Below are 18,488 nucleotides of genomic sequence, written 5' to 3' on the forward strand. Positions count from 1 at the left end.
GACATGCGCAGATTGCGTGCGGTTCAGGGTATATTCTGCCTCGGTGGGGCGGCATAAGTCTCAAGTTGAGAAGGAATAGCACCCCATGACCGTCGAGGAATCCGAATCGCCTGGCCGCTGGCAGACCATCACACTCACCGCGCTGGCAATGCTGCTTGTACTGAGGGTTGTATTCACAGGCATTTCGCCTCTGAACCTATATGCAGATGAAGCGCAGTACTGGCGATGGGGCGATACGCTGGAATGGGGCTATTATTCCAAGCCTCCCATGATTGCGTGGGTCATCCATGCTGTGACAGCTGTATTGGGTGATGCAGAATGGGCCGTACGGCTTCCCGCGGCCTTCCTGCACACGGCCGGTGCCACCTTCATCTATTTCCTTGCGCGAGACATGTATGGTGCACGTGTCGGCATGTTTGCCAGCCTTGGCTATGCACTGATGCCGGCTGTCATACTGTCTTCTGTCGTGATCTCCACAGATGGCGTACTCATCCCCTTCTGGTGCGCCGCCCTTTGGGCTCTGTGGCGCCTGCGCAGTGGGCAAGGCGCATGGGTCAGCGCGCTGGGTCTCGGCGTCGCGGTCGGACTCGGCTTCCTGTCGAAATACGCAATGCTATATTTCGCGATCGGCGTCGTGCTGGTCCTGTTGATTGACGCACAGAGTCGCCGTGCCCTGCTGAGTTGGAAAGGCCTCGCAGCCTTGGCCGTGGCAGCAGCGATCTTTGCGCCACATCTTGCCTGGAATGCCGCGAATGATTTCAAGACGGTGAGCCACACGGTCGACAATGCCAATCTTGGCGGCGACCTTATCAATCCTGAGAACGCCCTCACCTTCCTGGTCGATCAGCTTGGCGTGTTCGGGCCAATCAGTTTCCTGGCGCTCGTCTTCGGCATCTTTGTGATGCGTAGCGAGGATGACGGCATCATGGGCCGGGACCGCTGGCTGCTCTGCTTTATCCTACCGGTCTTGCTGATCATCATGGCACAAGCGGTCCTGTCGCGCGCCAATGCCAATTGGGCTGCAACTGCCTATCCGGCCGCGAGCGTGCTGGTGGCCTCATGGCTCGCCCGCGCAAAGCCAAATCGCAATCTTTGGTACATCATTGCAGCGGTCAGCTTCGTCGCTTTCCTGCTCGCGCCGGATGTGTCATTCGCCACGCGCCTGTTGATTGGTGCCTTAGTCGCAGCAGCCATTCTGAGTTACGGCCATTTTGTGCGCCATTCCCCGTCCGGCCTGCTCTGGACCAGTTTGTCTCTGCACGCTGCTCTGATGCTGGCCCTGCTGACCCTCGCGCTACTGCCCGCCTCCCTGTCGACCTCGCTTGGTTTCGACAACGCCCTCAAACGCACTCGTGGCTGGGATAGCGCCGCTGAGCAATTGTTTGCGCGCGCCGATGCACTTGGCGCAACCTCAGTGCTCGTGGATGAGCGAGAAGCCTGGCACGGCCTGGACTATTACGCACGCGAGCGCACCACGCCGATGATTTCATGGCGCCGCTATGCCGGACCGAAGAGTTTTTCAGAGGCCCAGCCACTTGAGGGCGGTTTGGCTGATCGCGTACTCATCGCGTCGCTACATCCCGGCATGCGCCCGAAACTGCGAAGCGATTTCCAGTCCTTCGACCATGTGGGCGTGATCTCAATTCCGCTTGGAACTCGCAGCAATGGATGCCCGATCGTGCGGGAATTCCAACTTTATCTGGGTACCGGATATGACCGTCAGGACCGGACACCCGAATGGGAGGAACGTTTTGATGGACAGACGGAATTCAAGCCTGAGCCCTGCCCATCACCAACCGATCAATGACCGACTGACTCGTCCCAAAGATCTTCGACCCGGCCATCCCGGCCACATGAAGCGCGATAGTAGCGATATTTGAGCGGGTTCTTCTTGTAATAATTCTGATGATAATCTTCAGCGGGCCAGAATGTTTCGGCCTGAATCACCCGCGTCACGACGGGGTCCTTCAGCACGCCTGACGTCTCGATCTCGGCAATCTCGGCTTCAGCCACCGCGCGCTCGTCATCAGTGTTGACGAAGATCGCGGTACGATAACTGTCGCCCTTGTCGCAGAACTGACCATAGGGATCTGTGGGATCCACGTGCCGGAAAAAATACTCGACCAATGTGTCATAGCTGACCAGATCCGGGTCGTAGGTAACCTTTACGGCCTCGTAATGGCCGGTGTTCTCCTTGGAGACCTGCTTGTAAGTCGGATTGGCGATTTCACCGCCCGTATAGCCGGACACGGTTTCGATCACGCCATCAACCTTGTCGAAATCAGACTCAACGCACCAGAAACACCCGCCCGCAAAAATGGCCGAAGACAGCCGCTTGGGGGCCGTTTCTGCCAGGGTTTGGTCCTGCGCGCCCGCATTCGAGAAGAACGCAAGCGCCATGGCGGCCAAGCCAGCGGCGATGGTGAAGGTGGGGGCGGATGGCATACGCATGGCAGTTCCCGATACTCTATACAGTCGCAGCAAACACACGCTGCGTTCTGTCCGTCATATGGCGGTCTCCCGTCCGCCGTGAAGTCCAGAAAGTCAGTCCTAACATAAATGTGTTGCCTGCGTGTTGCCAAACTGCGTCAGCAATGAGGCTGATTGGCATGGCGGGAAGTATGTCAGGACGGCCCCATCAGCACACGGACCCTGACCCGGCTGGACCGCCCGCTCTGATCGACGGCCGTAATCGTGTAAAATCCCGCCTGCGTCGGCTGCCAGACCGGCGCACCGGCATCATCGATCTGGCTGGGCTTTCCGTCGATATACCAAGAGACGCGCCCCTCCCCGCGTCCAGCCAATACAAAGGGCCGGGCCGACTTGCCATCAACACTGCCGGCCCACAATTCCGCGCTCGCGGGTGGAAACAGGATTACGGGCGGCGCTTCAGGCGAAAAGTCATGTAGCGCGCCGCGTGTTTCGATTTTGCGCTGCGTGGTCAGGCGTGTGCGAGCTTCGCCTTCATCTCGTAAATGATGGGCAGTTCGATCAGCAATCTCGAACAGGAAGGGCAATGCGGTCACCCGGCCGGTCTTGCCAGGCCGCGGCGCGCCATCGGCCCTGCCAACCCAGACGACAATGGCATGTTCGCCGGAAACTGCGGCTGCCCAGCTGTCGCGGAAGCCGTACGACGTGCCGGTCTTGAAAGCAACTTGTGGCGCGCCCGCAGTCAGGCGCCCTGGCATGCGGCCTTCCGGCATGGGACCATTTTGCAGGATACGGACGATATCTGACGCACTCTCGGCGCTGACCAGCCGCCGTCCCATCCGTTCATAACTTGCAGCTTCTTGACTGGCGCGCCAGACCAGAGGCTTGGCCACACCCTCATCGCCCAGTGCAGCATAGAGGACAGCCAATTCGCGCGCTGTCAGGCCTGCACCGCCCAGCGCGAGGGCAAGGCCAGCGTCGTGATTTGCGCCGCCGCCAATGCGTGGTCGCGCGCCCGCCAGCGCCAACTGCGCCGCAAACCGCTCTGGCCCGACCCGATCCAGCATAAGCACCGCCGGCACATTGAGCGAATGCTGCAAAGCATCCGAAACCCGCACATCACCGCGAAACATCCGGTCGAAATTTTCCGGCTGATAGGACGCAAACCGTTTGGGCAGATCGGAAATGCGCGTATCCGGTGCGGCCTGCCCGTCATCGAACGCCATGGCGTAAATGAACGGTTTCAAGGTGGAGCCCGGCGAGCGGGCTTGCGCGGTCAGGTCGAGCCAGCCCCCTGCCCGGTCGCGCGAGGCAGATCCGACCAGAGCGCGCACACCACGTGTCGGAATGTGAACCACAATCGCCGAGACCTGAACGTCAGGGCCTTCCGCCTCAGCCTTGCGCAAGGCCATGGATTCGAGTTCAGCCTGAAGACCCGCATCCAGCGTGGCTCGCACATCCTCGCGCGATCCGCTCGCCAGCGCTTTCTCTGTGCCGTGCCAGGCACGCATCGGAAAATCACGCCGCCGCGTCGGGACCGGCGATGTAGCTACATCCTCCACATCAGCCTTGCTGAAAACACCATACCAACCGAGCTTGGTTGCAACCCAATCGCGCGCCTTTTGCGCCTGGTGTGGCCGACGATCCGGGCGGCGCACTTCGGGCGATTGCGGCAGGGCGATCAGCAGTGCGATCTCGTCAGCGGACAAGCGGTCAGCCTCGTGCCCGAAATAACTCCAGCTCGCTGCCCGCACGCCTTCAAGGTTGCCGCCATAGGGCGTCAGCGTAAGGTAGAGTTCGAGGATCTCATCTTTCGACAAGCGACGTTCGATCTGCCAGGCGCGCGCGATCTCGATCAGCTTGGACCCGACATTGCGGTCCCGAGGTTCCAGCAGGCGCGCAGTCTGCATCGTGATCGTGGAGCCCCCAGATACGATCCGCCCGGCCCGCGCCGAGTCTGCCACAGCCCGGCCCAGCCCCGTCCAATCTGTCCCGCGATGGCTATAGAAACGTTTGTCTTCGACCCGAAGCAGCGCCTCGATGAACTCTGGATCGATCTTGTCGAGATCTCCGCGGAACCGCCACCGTCCGTCTTCGGTCGGAAAGGCCCTCAGGGGCTTGCCCTCCCGGTCGGTCACCAGCGCGGAGATTTCTCCCGCGCGGTCAATTGGCGGCGGCAGTACCCAGTCCATCAGGATAACCGCAGCAAACACTGCGGCTATCCCGATGACGATACGCCGAGGCGTCAGCATGGCTTACTGACCGCCTCCCATCGTTCCGGGCGCTGCGCTGATCGTGACGCGGCCAGGCTTGGACCGGGCGAACACTTCCGGACGATACATATCCTCGGCCACCACACCCGGCATTGCGAAATCGCCCGGCGTTACCGCTCTGACGACATAGGCAAGCGTGACCGGCTGCGCATGGACATCGACGGCGGCCACAAACCGATCATCCTGTGCCTCGGCAGTCTGTGCATTCGCAATCTGGCCGAGATAGGCAAACGCGCCCGATCCGCCATATTCACGCCTGCCATCTGCAGGGCGCAGCACCGATTCAATCTCGAAGCCGGCGGGCAGCAGGTCCGCCACGATCACAGGGTTCAGGCGGCGCTCATGTGGCGACACCGTCAAGCGCACGATCAGCTGGTCCCCCTGGCTGACCCGGGACAGATTCACACGACCACCGGTCAGTGTAAAGAATGTCTTGTCGACGCCCATCTTGGATGTCGCAGCGGGCGGCGCCGTTTCTGGCGAACCGCTGACCATAACTGTCCGGAACATCGGCGCCTTGCCTTCCAGCGTGAACGTCACACCTTCCGTGGCCTGCGCTTCGGTCAGGGCATATTGCCGGTCATTATTATTACCACGGCCAAGCCCTTCGACGGTGAGCCGGAAGCCTTCAGCCCCCTTGTTCAGGGAGTCCACAGCCAGCAGCGCGAAAGCCTTTTCCTGCGTTGTCAATCCGGTCGGGTCTGGCGCATCCTCGCCCAGCTTGGCGGCAAGACGCTCTACCACATCCAGCATGTCCGCTTCGGATGCGAGGGCCAGGATGGCCGCCTCATCGCGAAGCGGGGTCTGGTAGTAATCGCCGGTATTCTCATAACCGAGCGCGTCTTCCGCTGCCTTGAAGGCCGAGGCAGCCCGCGCCCGATCACCCAGCATGGCAAGGCCTGCGCCGATATGGGCGCGTGCCAACGGGCTATCGATGGAATCGAGTTCGCGGTCATGCAGGTAGCGCAGGCGAGAAATGTCGGCCTTGCCCGCCTTTGCGAGCACGTAAAGTGCATAGGCCGACGAGCGCTGCATCAGCTTCTCTGCCGTATCGTTGGAATAGCGGCTCTCATAGACATCCGTGTCGTACCCATAAACGCGCCATGCATCGCCAGTCGAAACCTGCCGCAGAGCGCCATAGGCCCGCTCCAACGATTCGTCCGGCACAGAGAAGCCAGCCTGTTTCGCGCGATAGACAAAGTCCGTCACATAGGCACCAAGCCAGGGGGATGCGTAGCCATCCCCTTCCCGCCACAGGCCGAACGCTCCGTCAGATCCCTGACGGTTGAGCAGCGTGTTCACCGCAGTCTGAATCCGCATCTTCGGATCATCGCGACGTTCTGGAGCCCCCATTGCAATCAGCTGTTCGGAGTAGAGCAATGGCAAGGCCCGGCTAGTGGTCTGCTCGGTGCATCCATAAGGGTAGCGGTCGAGCGAAGCATAGAGCGTCGCCGGATCCATTGGCAGCGTCGAATAGCCGACACTGATCGCAGCAGACCCCGGCACAAGGCCCTCCAGCAGATCAGCGTCAACAGAATAGCTTTCGCCCGGTTCCATCAATTGCCGACTGATCTTTGTTACCGGCAGATAGGGCGAACGGGTCTGTATCTGGTAAGTCCGGTCCGTTTCGAAATCATTTGGCCCCGTCACCGCCAACCTGACCGTTGCGATACCTTCTGAATCCGCACCAATCCGAACTGGCACATCCGCGCGCGCGCCCGTTGCAAGCGAACGCGTCAGCTTGCCATCCGCAACATCAATCGGGCCGTCCGCTGAAATCTCGGCTGTGAACGCTCCAGGCCCGACTTCGACATTGTCGATACTGGCAGTAATTTGAGCTTCATCGCCAGGCGCCATGAAGCGCGGCATGATCAGATCCGACGGTGCTTTCTCGCGCACGATCATGCTGGACTCCGCTGACCCCAGACCAGATCGCGACCAGGCCACGGCCATCAAGCGCAGCTCACCATTGAATTCCGGCAGTTCAAGGCGAACTTTTGCCTTACCCGACCGGCCGACATCAACCAAGCCAGAGAAGAGCGCGACCGATTTCACCGGGACGACCGACAGCCCTTCACCGCCAAGTTGGTCTCCCCCTGAGCGGACTTCGGCTGGCAATCCCATATTCGGGTCAAGCAACCGACCGTAATCGTCGTACATTTCAACACCGAGCGCCTTCTTGCCATAATAGTAGCTGACAGGGTCAGGGCTCTCGAATTTGGTGAGGCGCAAGATGCCTTCATCGACAGCGGCCAGTGTCAGGAAGACCGGCTCACGTGGGCCGCCATCAAACTCGACCTCAATCACCTGCTCCCCAACGGGTCGGGCAATATCGGGCGCATTGAGCGTCAACTCGAACGTCCGCGAACCCATATCGACGGGCACATGTGTCACACCAACCGCACGGCGCGGCTTTGCCCGCAGAATCGGGTCGCGCTCTGTATAGACCGACACCATCACATAGGCGCCCTCTCCCCATTCATCGGTTACCGGCAGGGTCACATTGGTGCCCTGTGCACTAACGGACAAATTCTGGACCGACAGAATGCGATCGGTAGCCACAACGATCTGCGCCTGGCCCTCATAAGGCGGCACAATGGTGATATCGGCGCTCTGACCTGCAGAGGGGGCTTTCTCAGGTCCGATGATGCGGACACGGTCTGGCGCTTCGGCACCATCCTCTGAGACACCTCCGCCCCAGCCGACATAGAAATCGTCACTGGACGCGGCGGACGCATTCGCATCGCTGCCTTCGACAACCAGTTCATGGCTGCCCCAATCCAGACCGGAAACGCGAATCTCGGTGCTGCCGCCTTCCGGCGTCGTCACGATGCCTTCATTGACCTTGGTCACCGTGCGAGACCGGCGCCAACGCCATTGGTCACCGTCCCGGTACCAGTCGTAATGATAGTCGATGGCAAGCAGTTTCCAGTTGAGCCGCTGCGCGATCGCCTGGCCCTTCTCGTTCATGGCCACGACTTCGTAGGCCGCATCCTGGCCTTCTTCGACCGAATATTCGAAACCGGGTTTCAGACCGACATAAAGGCGTTCCGGACGATACGGGATGCGCACGCTTTCTGTGACCGCGCGTCCGCCGGGTTCAAGTACGCTAACCACAGCATTGATGCGCAGTGGCCGCCCAGCATTACTGCCGGCATTTCCCGGCGCGAGCGTGACCGTCGCGATCCCGGCTCCGTCCGTAGTCGTATCATCCATTTCAAGGATGCGTTCACGAAAACTCTCATCATGCCTGCCGAACTTGAATCCCTTGTATTGCGGGAATGGGGTCGGCGCCGCCTCAATGCGGGCTTCGGATTTCACCGTCAGACCCGCGCCTGGTGCGCCATAAAGGAAACGCGAGGCAACTTCGACACTGCGGCTCTCACCCAACAAGACGGGCGTGTCCTTGTCGGTGTCGAGGTCAACAGCAATCCGCTGCGGCACGAAATCCTCGACTGCGAAGTTGACTGATCCGGATGCGCCCGACACACCGTCCACTTCCACCGTCGCACGCCACTGGCCACGAGATGCACCCTTGGTAAGTTCATAGCCCTCAACAACTGCAGATGCTTCAGGATCATCGAACCGTATCTTCCCGGCCACCAGCCCATTCGGACGATAGATGACGATATTGCCGGCACGGTCTTCAATAGCCTTGCCGGTATGATCACGCAGCAGCGCGGTCAATTGTACCGTTTCGCCGGGGCGGTAGATGCCACGCTCTGTATACATGAAGGCATCGATGTCCCCGGAGACCCGGCGGCCACCTACGGCATATTCTGAGAGGTCCACCGGCGCACGGGTCAGGTCCAGCACAGCGAGTTCGCCCTTGGCGCTGTAGGCCATGATCAATTTGGGCTCCATGTTGCCCTGGCCATTCGTGATTGGCGCATCAAAGGCCACCCGGCCAACTTCATTTGTGCGGCCTTCGGCAAGAATGTCATTGTTGCGCGCGACCAGCTGCACGGTTGTATCGGGCACTGGGCGACCGTCCTGCAGTGAGCGCAGCGTGACATCGAGTCCATTGCCACCTTCATAGGCGGTGATGGCCAGATCGGTCATCATGATCCACCGGCTGGAAGAGGCTGGCGGCTGCTCGGCGCTATCCAGGTCTGCGGCGTCCTTGACCGAAACATAATACGCGCCCGGCTCCAGCGGGCCGACGACGTCCTGCAAGGGGAAGACCGACACTACGGGCGCATTCTGCTCGCTGGCCACGTCCATCCGTCCCTTGAAGAGAATTTCCTGAACATCCTCAGGATTGTCTTCACCCCATGTATAGGCATAGCGGCCTTGGGCATTGGTTTGGCCTTCAGTAATGGACTTGAAGGCCAGCGCGCGATCATTGACGCGCGACACGGTTACTTCAACTTCGTCGACATTCACCGTTTCAATCGGAAGGCCATCTGCATCTTCGCGCGGCAGGATCACGCCTGCTCCCTTGAAGCCGACATAAGGTGGCCGGTCGGCGAAATCGATCGGAACAACTTCCTCATTCTTCAATGTGCGGCCATCAGCCGAAGGCAGGCCGGAAAGCAGTGTTGCAGACCGTTCCGACCCAAAAGTCAGACCGCCAACACACAGCTCGCGTCCCTCAACACTGAGCGCAGGTCGGAAAGCGGGACGGAATTCGAGATACGGCGAGTAATCCGCTTCCGGATCAAGCGGCGCAGAAAAGACGAAACACGCCAGCGGCTGTTCGGTGGCGGTATCGATACGGTAGCGGAAATAGGAGAAATCCTGCTCAACCTCGTCAATCGCGGCCTGACGACGGCGTTCGCGCTGGCGAGCAGCCACATTGTCAGCGGCGGAGCGCGTGACAATCGTGCCTTCATCACTGGCAGTATCAGATTGTCGGTCTTCCTTGTTGCCTCCACACGCCGCGAGCACGGCGATCATCATGGCTGTGACCAGTGTCCGACCAATTCCCCGCGTGCCCGATATGAAGTGCGACATGGAAACCCTCTCCTTTGAGCTTTCTTACAACCCTTACACATCTTCGCCACGGCGCGAACAGGGCGTGAATGGGTCAAATCAAAGAAATTCTTGCAAATTTCAGCCGCATTCAGCTGAGGTGGCCTGCTTTGGGGGTTGCCAGCCACCCCACAGCGCGGAATGGGTTTCTCATGTGGTTTTGGCGAGCAGTCGGAGTTGTGGCATTCGCGCTCGGCGCGATAGGCCTTGCCTTACCGGTGTGGCCCACGACCATTTTCTGGATTGTCGCCGCTTTGGCCTTTGCCAAATCCAATCCCAGCTGGGCGGATTGGATCTATCGTCAGCCGGGCGTCGGCCCGGCAATCAAGGCCTTCCTCGAAACGGGCGCCATGGCGCGTGAAGCGAAAATCGCCGCTGTTTGCGGTATGGGCCTGGCCGCATTGATTGTCACCGCGTTTGCTTATCATAAGCCGTGGGTACTGGGCTCAGGCCTCGGTCTCATCGCCGTCGGTGCTGTCTATGTGATCACGCGCAAACCCCTGCGCGACGAATAGATCCCTCTCCTGCTGCTCTCAGACCCGCACAGGAATCGAGTGATTGATCTCTCACTTGCCACAATTTCGCCCTCTTTTGCGAGCAAATGATCACATACTAACCTCACAAGAGTGTTCGACAGCAAGAAGGAGATGACCCCATGCCGGTCACGATTGTCGCGACTGCCCTTAAAACCGCCGCGTCCGTTTTCGGAGGCTTGTTTCTGGCCGATTTCATTTCAGGCCTCATCCACTGGTTTGAAGACCGGTACGGAAATCCGAAATGGCCTGTGCTGGGCCATACGATCCGCGCCAATCAGGAACACCATTTCAAACCGCGTGCATTTCTGGCTGGCTCATTCCTGTCGCGCAACAAGGAAGTCTTCGTGCTTGGCGCCTTGTTCCTCGCCGGCTTCTGGGCCACGGGCACGCTGAACCTGTTCACCGGTTCGGCTGTCCTGTTCGGCGTCTTCGCCAATGAGTTCCATCGCGCTGCCCATCGCAGCCCGAAGGAGAATGGCCGTTTGATCAACGCCCTGCAGAAAACCGGCTTCGCCCAGTCCTTCCAGCATCACGCCGCCCATCACCGCATGGGCAAGGACACCCATTATTGCGTCATTACCAACTACACCAATCCGGTCCTGGAACGCGCCCGGTTCTTCCCGGCCCTGGAACGCCTTGTCAAAATCGCTACCGGCCGGTCCCCACGTCTCGATGAAAGCGTCAATGAACGCTATCGCAAGGCGGCCTGATCCTGAGATACGCACCTCATCCTTCCCCGCCTTCCCTGAGGGCGGGGATTTCTTTTGTCGACGCGGCGTCTAGTCTGCTGGGCATAACCAAAAGGGAGAAACGCACATGGATCTGGGCCTAAAGGGAAAAACCATCTTCGTTGCAGGCGCCAGCCGGGGCATTGGCCTTGGCATCGTAGAGGCCTGCCTCGCAGAAGGCGCGAAAGTCGCCCTCGCCGCTCGTGGGGAAGAGAAGCTGGAACAGGAACGTGCGCGGCTCGCCGCCCAGTATGGCGAGGAGAATGTCTGGGCCCGCGCCGGAGACTTGCGCGATTCCCGCACGGTCGAGACCATGATCGACACGATCGAGAACGAACTCGGCGAGCTTTGGGGCGCGGTCGCCAATGTCGGCCTGCACCCTTGCCCGCCCGGATTTGAAGTCGACGATGCCACCTGGGATGCCGGCATTTCGCAAAACCTCGATTCCGCCTTCTTCCTTGCCCGGTCAGCCTTGCGTCGCATGGACCCGCGTGGTGAAGGCGCCATCCTGATGATCTCTTCGATTGCAGGCCTTACCGGCCTCGGCACGCCGCTGACCTATGGCACGTCAAAAGCCGCGATGAACCATCTGACCAAGGAACTCGCCCGGGTATCCGGCCGCAACAATGTGCGCATCAACGCCATCGCCCCTGGAAACATCATCTTCCCGGATGGAGAATGGGAAGAACGCATCAATGGTGAGCGTGGAGACGCCTGGAACCGCTGGATCAAGCGCGAAGTCCCGCTCCAGCGCTTCGGCAAGCCTGAAGAGATCGGCTCAGCGGCAGCCTTCCTGCTCAGCCCGGTGGCCAGCTTCATCACCGGTGCCATCGTGCCTGTGGACGGTGGGCAGACCCGATAGGGATCAGCTGCCGATCAGCGTGGTCCGCCGCGCCGGGGCTTCCATTTCTGCCCGGCCGGCGGCCTCCAGGCCCATCTGACCCATCAGCGCATCATCCTCGTCGATTTCCGGATTGTCGGTTGTCAGAAGGCGGTCGCCGACAAAAATCGAGTTCGCACCCGCCAGCAGGCAAAGTGCCTGCCCCTCTTCCGTCATGCCTTCGCGGCCCGCGGACAGACGTACCCAGCTTTGTGGGAACACGACCCGGCAGACGGCAATGGCCCGCGCCATCTCGATGACCGAAATGGCCGGACTGTGGCCGAGCGGCGTGCCTTCAATCGGCACCAGCATGTTCACCGGAACGCTTTCCGGGTGCGGCGTCAGTTTGGATAATTCATGGATCAGGCCAATCCGGTCCTCTCGGCTTTCACCCATTCCCAGAATGCCACCACAACAGAGCTTCAGGCCAGCCGTTCGCGCACGCCCCAGCGTTTCAAGCCGATCATCATAGGTGCGAGTGGAGACGACCTTGCCGTAATATTCCGGTGAAGTGTCCAGGTTGTGATTATAGTAATCGAGCCCGGCCGATTTCAGCGCTTCGGCTTGGCCGTCATCCAGCATGCCCAGCGTGACGCAGGTTTCCAGGCCTTCGGCCTTCACGGCTTCGATCATGGCGGCAACTTTGGGGACATCGCGATCCTTCAGGCTGCGCCAGGCCGCTCCCATGCAGAACCGGTCCGCGCCATTTTCCTTGGCTCTGCGCGCGGCGGTGACCACCTCATCCAGCGGCATCAGTTTCGAGGCATCGAGCCCGGTATCGAAATGGGCTGACTGGCTGCAATAGCCGCAATCCTCAGCACAGCCGCCCGTCTTGATCGATAGCAGTTGAGACTTCTGAACTTTCCCATCCGGCCAGTTGGCCTGCTTCACCGTCAATGCGTGCGCCATCAGCGTGTCCAACGGCAAGGCGTAGAGATTCGCGATATCGTCTCGGGTCCAGTCATGGCGAGGGGAGAGGTCTGTCATGCGCGGAATCCTTTTAAGCGACACTAGTGTTCGGCGGAGTACGTATCCGGGGGGACCAACGGGATCAACCACTGCTGAAATTAACTTTGCGGCAGGCGGCGGATTGACGTAAATCGGCTCGAGCTTGAAAGCCCCCTGTCATGGATACTCGGCCCGCCCCCAAGAAAGTCCTGGATGCCAATGCCCGTCGCGGCGCCATTATTGGCGGTATCGCGCTGGCTGTAATCATCTTGCTGTTCGCAATCGGCAAGACGACCAATCTGCTGGACATCGCCACCTTGCAGGCCCTCATGCAGGATATCGCCTCCAGCCCGTGGGCCCTGCCAGCTTTGATCCTGCTATTTGTGGTCGGCGCCTTTCTCGGCATTCCCCAATTTGCATTGCTGGCCATCGCGATTGCCATGTTTGGCCCCTGGCTCGGCGCGATGTTTGGTTGGATCGCCAACATGGTGGCAGGCGCCGCCACCTTCTATGCCGGGCGCCTTGCAGGCGAAAAAGCGTTTCGCCGGTATGCGGGTGAAACCGCCAACAAGCTATCCACGTTCGTTGGTCGCAATGCCATGATGACGAGCGCGATCGTACGCAATGTGCCTGCGGGCCCTGCCCTGCTGGTCAATATGGCTTTCGGCGTGAGTCATGCGAAATTTCTCCATTACTGGGCCGGCATGGGGGTGGGGATCATTCCCAAGATCGCCCTGATCGCCTTCGCCGGTCAAAGCCTGTTCGCCGCCTTCACGGGGAATCCACTGGTTGCTATTGCAGCGGCCGCTGCCGCCGTCGGCGTTTATATTGCCATCGCCGCCTATGCCCGTGCCCGGATGCGCAAAACCGGGCAATCTGTTGCCCTGATCCCGCAAAACGAGGTTGACACCGCCGCCCCATAGGCCGATGTAACACCCCATGTGGAATAAAATGCCTCTTCAGCTACTGCTTACCGGCCCCTGGCCGGTGATGTCTGCCTAGGTCAGCCAGGGCAGCCGCGCGGTCAGGGGTGATCACCAGCCTTATTTCCCATTCCCAGACCCGGTAGCTCCAAAATGTCCACGTCATCCAATCCTCATATCCGTATTTTCGACACGACCCTGCGCGACGGTGAGCAATCACCCGGCGCATCCATGACCCATAATGAAAAGCTCGAACTCGCCGAGTTGATGGAGACGATGGGCGTTGATGTGATCGAAGCCGGTTTTCCTGCCGCCTCCGAAGGCGACTTTGCCGCCGTCAGCGCCATTGCCGAACAGTCGAAGTCAGCCATCATCTGCGGCCTTGCCCGCTCGACGCCGAACGATATCGAGCGCTGCGCCGAAGCCGTGAAGAAATCGGCCCGCCCACGCATTCACACCTTCATCTCGACCAGCCCGGTCCATATGAAGCACAAGCTGAAAATGGGGCCGAATGCCGTGCTCGAAGCGGTAGGCCGCTCGGTCGCCCAGGCCCGCAACCATACTGACGATGTTGAATGGAGCGCCGAAGACGCCACGCGCACCGATTTCGACTTCCTGTGCAAATGTATCGACGTGGCCATTGCCAGCGGTGCAACCACAATCAACCTGCCTGACACGGTCGGATACTCACATCCGGATGAGTATGGCGCCCTGTTCCGCCGTGTGATCGAGACAATCCCGAACTCTGACAAGGTCATCTGGTCGGCCCACTGCCACAATGACCTTGGCTTGGCTGTCGCGAACTCCATCAATGCCGTCGCCAATGGCGCGCGTCAGGTGGAATGCGCCATCAACGGTCTCGGCGAACGTGCCGGCAATGCCGCGCTGGAAGAGATTGTCATGGCCATGAAAGTGCGCAGCGATACGCTGCCCTTCGAGACTGACATCAAGCCCGCCTATCTCTCCCGTGCCTCTGCCATGGTCAGCCGCATCACCGGCTTCCCGGTCCAGTACAACAAGGCGATCGTGGGCAAGAACGCCTTCGCGCATGAAAGCGGCATCCATCAGGATGGCATGCTGAAGAATGCCGAGACCTATGAAATCATGCGGCCCGAAGATGTCGGCGTTGCCAAGACATCACTGGTCATGGGCAAGCATTCCGGTCGTCACGCCTTCCGCGACAAGCTGGAAGCGCTCGGATACACGATGGAAGGCGATCCCTTGAATGATGCGTTCAAGCGCTTCAAGGCCCTTGCCGACCGCAAGAAGCACGTCTTCGATGATGACATTATCGCACTGGTCGATGACCAGTTGGCTGCAGAAGGCGAACGGATCGCGTTCAAGCGGTTGCGTGTGGTTGCAGGAACAGACGCCCCTCAAACGGCCGAGATTGATCTCGTTGTGGACGGCGAAGAGAAATTCGCCATCGCCCGCGGTAATGGCCCAGTGGATGCGGTGTTCAACGCCATTCGCGAGATCGTGCCGCATGAAGGCAAGCTGGAGCTTTATCAGGTCCACGCCGTCACTGGCGGCACCGATGCCCAGGCGACCGTGTCTGTTCGTCTCAACAGCGACGGCATCATGTCGACCGGTCGTTCCTCGGATCCGGACACGCTTGTCGCGAGTGCAAAAGCCTACCTCCACGCCGTGAACAAGTTGGAAGCGCGCAAAGCGAAGCGGTCGCAGGCCGCCTAGCAAGCCCCGTCTTCTCTCAAAGAGTATTGCTGCATGGATCTCTGGATTCCCATGACGCTGGCGGCTGCATTCTGCCAGAATGGTCGCTCAGCGCTTCAGAAACAGCTGAAGCAGACGCTGAGCACATGGGGCGCGACGGCCTCACGTTTCGTCTATGCAGCGCCGCTGGCAGTCGGCCTGCTGGCGGTGTTGACCATCGGGCGGGGCACGCCCCTGCCCGCGCCGCCCGCTGCCTTCTTTGCTTATGCGATTATAGGCGGAATCAGTCAGGTGCTCGCGACCGGACTACTGATCCATCTGTTCTCCAAGGCCAATTTCGCGGCTGCCACGGCCTTTACCAAGACCGAACCGGTTCAGGCTGCGCTCGTCGGCATTATCCTGCTCGGCGATACCCTCACCTTGCCCGCCCTTCTGGCGATCATTGCCAGCATTTTGGGGATCATCCTGATCTCGCTTTCCAAAGCTGACGGGCACAAATGGACGCCGGACGGTTCGCTCTGGATCGGGCTGTTGTCGGGAGCCTGTTTCGCCGTATCGTCCGTGTCGCTTCGCGGCGCATCCTTGTCGCTTGGCGAGGTCGGCCTGCTGCTCAGCACCACAACCACGCTCGCCTTCGTCACGATAATCCAGTCGGTCATGTTGCTCGGCTGGCTCGGACTGCGCGAGCCCGGCCAGGTCGCCAAGCTATTCGGGGCATGGCGACAAGCCGGATGGGTTGGCCTGATCGGCTTCCTCGGATCAATGGCATGGGTCATGGCGTTCACGCTCAAGGACGCTGCCAGCGTAAAGGCTGTCGGTCAGGTCGAAATCCTGTTTACCCTGATTGCATCACATGTGGTCTTTCGCGAGCGCATCACGGCGCGCGAACTGGCAGGTATCCTGCTCGTGGCTTCGGGTGTGATTGGGATTGTATTGCTTGGCGGCTGATCAGAGTGCCGCATCAAGCAGCAGATAAGCGGCAAGCCGGGCGCTGGCATTGCGGCCAGTCTTCTGCGTTTGCTCCAGCGCGTGCAACGCGTCGTCAGCTTCCATATCGAGGAAGTCCCGCGCCAGATCCATCAGGTCGCGGTCATTGCGCAGGCGTTGTGTGACGCGCTCCACCTGGCGACCCGCCTGGGACAGGATTGCAGACTTGCGCTCCTTGTCGCCGCGCCGGGCGGCTTCGGCAATCTTGCGTTTGGCTTTGGGGCGGATTGCCTCGGGCAGGACGATACCGGACGTCTGCAGCCGGTCGATCAGTTCGTCGGCGACATCTTCACGGTCGCGCAGGGGTTTGTCCTCGCGGCTCATATCCGAAATGATGTCGCGCCAGCCCATTTCCGCACCCGATGACGGCGAGGACGGCCGCACAGGTACGAGCGGCATCGGCTCGTCTACTGGCTCGGGCTCCAGAATATCAGATTCGTCAGGGACCAAGTCTGTTGCGCGCCGGCGCGGCGTTTCATCGAATGGGCTTTCGGTAACGGCGGGTGTGTCATCATGGCGGCGGCGGAGGGGCTGCGTCACCGGTTCAGGTGTCTTCTCTTCGAGGGCGCGGCTCAGATCCCAGGTGTCGTCCTGCGCCGATGTGTCCGGCTTGTCCGTCAGCGCAGCGCTGGCCAAGGCGTCGGCCGCCGCATCGAACAGTTCGTCATCCATGCTGGCACGTGGCGCAGGCTTGGGTTTTGGCGCGACGGGGGTCTCAGGCATTTCTGGCGTGTGGCCGTTGCGGTCCTCAAGATGGAAACCATTCGTTTGCCCATTGCCATTGCGGACAGGCATTGGCTCGAACGCTTCGTCATCATGTAGACCGTCATCGTCGTGGAACTCGTCGGACTGGTGTGCGGAAGCGGGAATGATGCTGGGTTTTGGCTCCGGCTCAGGCGCGCGCTCAGGCACGACCGGTTTCGCAAGATCATCCCTCGCCAACGCCAGAGACGCAGCTTCACGTGTCTTGTGGTCCATCCGGACCGTGTCGGCCTTGGCGGCATACTCCGCCGAGCGGATAGCTGCGGCAGCTTCCTCGCCGGCTTCGCGCAGCCGGGCCAATGCGCGCGCCGCGTTTTCGGCGGCCTCGCGCGTAGAAGTATTGATTTCGTTGTTCGCCCGGCGAGCACCATCCAAGGCTGAAGATACGGCATCTTTCAAGGCGTCGCCGGTTGTCATTGCGGCAGCTGCAGCGATCTCCCCTGCCCGCACAGCGGCGTCAACCGTGCGGCGGGACTGGTCGAGCTTTTCCTCGACGCGTGTGACCGCAAAGGTAAGCGTTTCGGTGCGCGTGGCAGCATCACCTGCGAGCGCATCCAGCTCGATCAGCTTCTCAGACAATGTGCGACCCGCCACCTGCATGGCTTCCAGACGGCGCGCCAGCGCTTCATCGGCGCGGGAAACCTCTTCGCTGGCTTCACGCGTGGCACTCACCATCATCTGGGCCTGTCGCGGGATGGCTTCGTTCAGAGATTGCATATGCGTGCGCAGGTCTCGAGCGAGTCCTTCCAGAGCTTGTCTTTCCTGGCCAAGCCGTTCGGTCAGGTCGCGGGCATTGTCCGCGCTGGCATAAGCCACCGATTCCAACCGCAGGCGCTCGTCTCCGATCTCTCCCGCCATGGCCTTCATCGCTGACAGCGCATGCGCCATGGCGCGATCCACTTCAGCTGCGGCCTGTTTCATCTGTTCGGCAAAAGTGATGCCCTCGGTGCCAGCTTCACGCGCCGGAGCCATCAGGCGAACGGCGGCTTCCATCACCAGCGCATTCGAAGCAGAAGAGCGACGATTGGTGCGCCCCATATAGCCCGCCATGATCATCAGCAGCGCCGGGACGACCAATGCCATGGCTCCGCCGACCAAGACCAATGGTTGTAATTCCTTCAGGCCATCAACACCCCAAAGGCCAACTGCCATCGCAGCCGCGCCGAATATCCAGAAAATTGCAACGACAAAACCGGTCACAACCATCCAGCTGCCACCACTGCGGGCGAGCTCGAAGTTTTCAGACGCCTCTTGCCTGACAAGCAGATCGCGGCCAGACGGGCGAGCGGCAGACGGCTCGGTCATAGCCGGAGTATACCGCGACAATTCGACCGGCGCGAGACCAGAATGTGTGCATTTCTAGGTTTGGAAGG

General features: G+C 60.4%; 12 protein-coding genes. 7 read left to right on the forward strand and 5 right to left on the reverse strand.

Annotated elements, in window-relative coordinates; all coding sequences use genetic code 11:
* Positions 1 to 85: 85 nt before the first annotated feature.
* On the forward strand, positions 86 to 1,807 hold the full coding sequence (locus CFA77_RS17155; RefSeq protein ID WP_242517393.1) for a glycosyltransferase family 39 protein: 1,722 nt from the start codon (positions 86 to 88) through the stop codon (positions 1,805 to 1,807).
* Here the strand turns inward: CFA77_RS17155 and msrA are convergent.
* The 3 genes from msrA to CFA77_RS14715 form a co-directional block, all read right to left on the reverse strand.
* A complete protein-coding gene (gene msrA / locus CFA77_RS14705) occupies positions 1,801 to 2,451 on the reverse strand; it encodes a peptide-methionine (S)-S-oxide reductase MsrA (protein WP_206991330.1) in 651 nt (216 codons plus the stop codon). The genes CFA77_RS17155 and msrA overlap by 7 nt on opposite strands.
* Positions 2,452 to 2,624: 173 nt before the next feature.
* Entirely contained in the window at positions 2,625 to 4,682 is a 2,058-nt protein-coding gene (gene pbpC / locus CFA77_RS14710) for a penicillin-binding protein 1C (protein ID WP_206991331.1), read from the reverse strand.
* 3 nt (positions 4,683 to 4,685) lie between these two features.
* Positions 4,686 to 9,659 (reverse strand): alpha-2-macroglobulin, encoded by a 4,974-nt coding sequence (locus CFA77_RS14715; RefSeq protein ID WP_206991332.1) that lies wholly within the window; start codon positions 9,657 to 9,659, stop codon positions 4,686 to 4,688.
* A gap of 170 nt (positions 9,660 to 9,829) precedes the next feature.
* Here CFA77_RS14715 and CFA77_RS14720 point away from each other — a divergent pair, with 170 nt between their 5' ends.
* From CFA77_RS14720 to CFA77_RS14730, 3 genes are all read left to right on the forward strand, one after another.
* A complete protein-coding gene (locus tag CFA77_RS14720; protein ID WP_206991333.1) occupies positions 9,830 to 10,192 on the forward strand; it encodes a YbaN family protein in 363 nt (120 codons plus the stop codon).
* Positions 10,193 to 10,332: 140 nt separating this feature from the next.
* Positions 10,333 to 10,923, forward strand: coding sequence for a fatty acid desaturase CarF family protein (locus CFA77_RS14725; RefSeq protein WP_206991334.1), 591 nt, complete (start codon positions 10,333 to 10,335; stop codon positions 10,921 to 10,923).
* 106 nt (positions 10,924 to 11,029) lie between these two features.
* Positions 11,030 to 11,803 (forward strand): SDR family NAD(P)-dependent oxidoreductase, encoded by a 774-nt coding sequence (locus tag CFA77_RS14730; RefSeq protein WP_206991335.1) that lies wholly within the window; start codon positions 11,030 to 11,032, stop codon positions 11,801 to 11,803.
* 3 nt (positions 11,804 to 11,806) lie between these two features.
* Here the strand turns inward: CFA77_RS14730 and bioB are convergent, their stop codons facing one another.
* The gene (gene bioB / locus CFA77_RS14735; protein ID WP_034810509.1) at positions 11,807 to 12,808 is read right to left on the reverse strand and encodes a biotin synthase BioB; all 1,002 of its coding nucleotides are present in this window, start codon (positions 12,806 to 12,808) and stop codon (positions 11,807 to 11,809) included.
* 140 nt (positions 12,809 to 12,948) lie between these two features.
* Between bioB and CFA77_RS14740 the strand changes: the two genes are divergently transcribed.
* The 3 genes from CFA77_RS14740 to CFA77_RS14750 all read left to right on the forward strand — a co-directional run bounded on the left by CFA77_RS14740 (position 12,949) and on the right by CFA77_RS14750 (position 16,314).
* Entirely contained in the window at positions 12,949 to 13,692 is a 744-nt protein-coding gene (locus CFA77_RS14740; RefSeq protein ID WP_206991336.1) for a TVP38/TMEM64 family protein, read from the forward strand.
* 153 nt (positions 13,693 to 13,845) lie between these two features.
* On the forward strand, positions 13,846 to 15,387 hold the full coding sequence (locus tag CFA77_RS14745) for a 2-isopropylmalate synthase (protein WP_034810507.1): 1,542 nt from the start codon (positions 13,846 to 13,848) through the stop codon (positions 15,385 to 15,387).
* Positions 15,388 to 15,420: 33 nt separating this feature from the next.
* Positions 15,421 to 16,314, forward strand: a complete 894-nt coding sequence (locus CFA77_RS14750; RefSeq protein WP_206991337.1) for a DMT family transporter — start codon at positions 15,421 to 15,423, stop codon at positions 16,312 to 16,314.
* Here the strand turns inward: CFA77_RS14750 and CFA77_RS14755 are convergent, their stop codons facing one another.
* Positions 16,315 to 18,420: a hypothetical protein gene (locus CFA77_RS14755; protein ID WP_206991338.1), complete on the reverse strand. Its 2,106-nt coding sequence runs from the start codon at positions 18,418 to 18,420 to the stop codon at positions 16,315 to 16,317.
* Positions 18,421 to 18,488: the final 68 nt, after the last annotated feature.

The organism is Hyphomonas sp. KY3, from assembly GCF_017309975.1.
Classification (GTDB): Bacteria; Pseudomonadota; Alphaproteobacteria; order Caulobacterales; family Hyphomonadaceae; genus Hyphomonas.

Coding starts and splice junctions, on each gene's coding strand:
- CFA77_RS14715 (WP_206991332.1), bottom strand. CDS start 9,659: ATGTCGCACTTCATATCGGGCACGCGGGGAATTGGTCGGACACTGGTC.
- CFA77_RS14745 (WP_034810507.1), top strand. CDS start 13,846: ATGTCCACGTCATCCAATCCTCATATCCGTATTTTCGACACGACCCTG.
- pbpC (WP_206991331.1), bottom strand. CDS start 4,682: ATGCTGACGCCTCGGCGTATCGTCATCGGGATAGCCGCAGTGTTTGCT.
- CFA77_RS14720 (WP_206991333.1), top strand. CDS start 9,830: ATGTGGTTTTGGCGAGCAGTCGGAGTTGTGGCATTCGCGCTCGGCGCG.
- CFA77_RS14755 (WP_206991338.1), bottom strand. CDS start 18,420: ATGACCGAGCCGTCTGCCGCTCGCCCGTCTGGCCGCGATCTGCTTGTC.
- CFA77_RS14750 (WP_206991337.1), top strand. CDS start 15,421: ATGGATCTCTGGATTCCCATGACGCTGGCGGCTGCATTCTGCCAGAAT.
- CFA77_RS14740 (WP_206991336.1), top strand. CDS start 12,949: ATGGATACTCGGCCCGCCCCCAAGAAAGTCCTGGATGCCAATGCCCGT.
- CFA77_RS17155 (WP_242517393.1), top strand. CDS start 86: ATGACCGTCGAGGAATCCGAATCGCCTGGCCGCTGGCAGACCATCACA.
- msrA (WP_206991330.1), bottom strand. CDS start 2,451: ATGCGTATGCCATCCGCCCCCACCTTCACCATCGCCGCTGGCTTGGCC.
- bioB (WP_034810509.1), bottom strand. CDS start 12,808: ATGACAGACCTCTCCCCTCGCCATGACTGGACCCGAGACGATATCGCG.
- CFA77_RS14730 (WP_206991335.1), top strand. CDS start 11,030: ATGGATCTGGGCCTAAAGGGAAAAACCATCTTCGTTGCAGGCGCCAGC.
- CFA77_RS14725 (WP_206991334.1), top strand. CDS start 10,333: ATGCCGGTCACGATTGTCGCGACTGCCCTTAAAACCGCCGCGTCCGTT.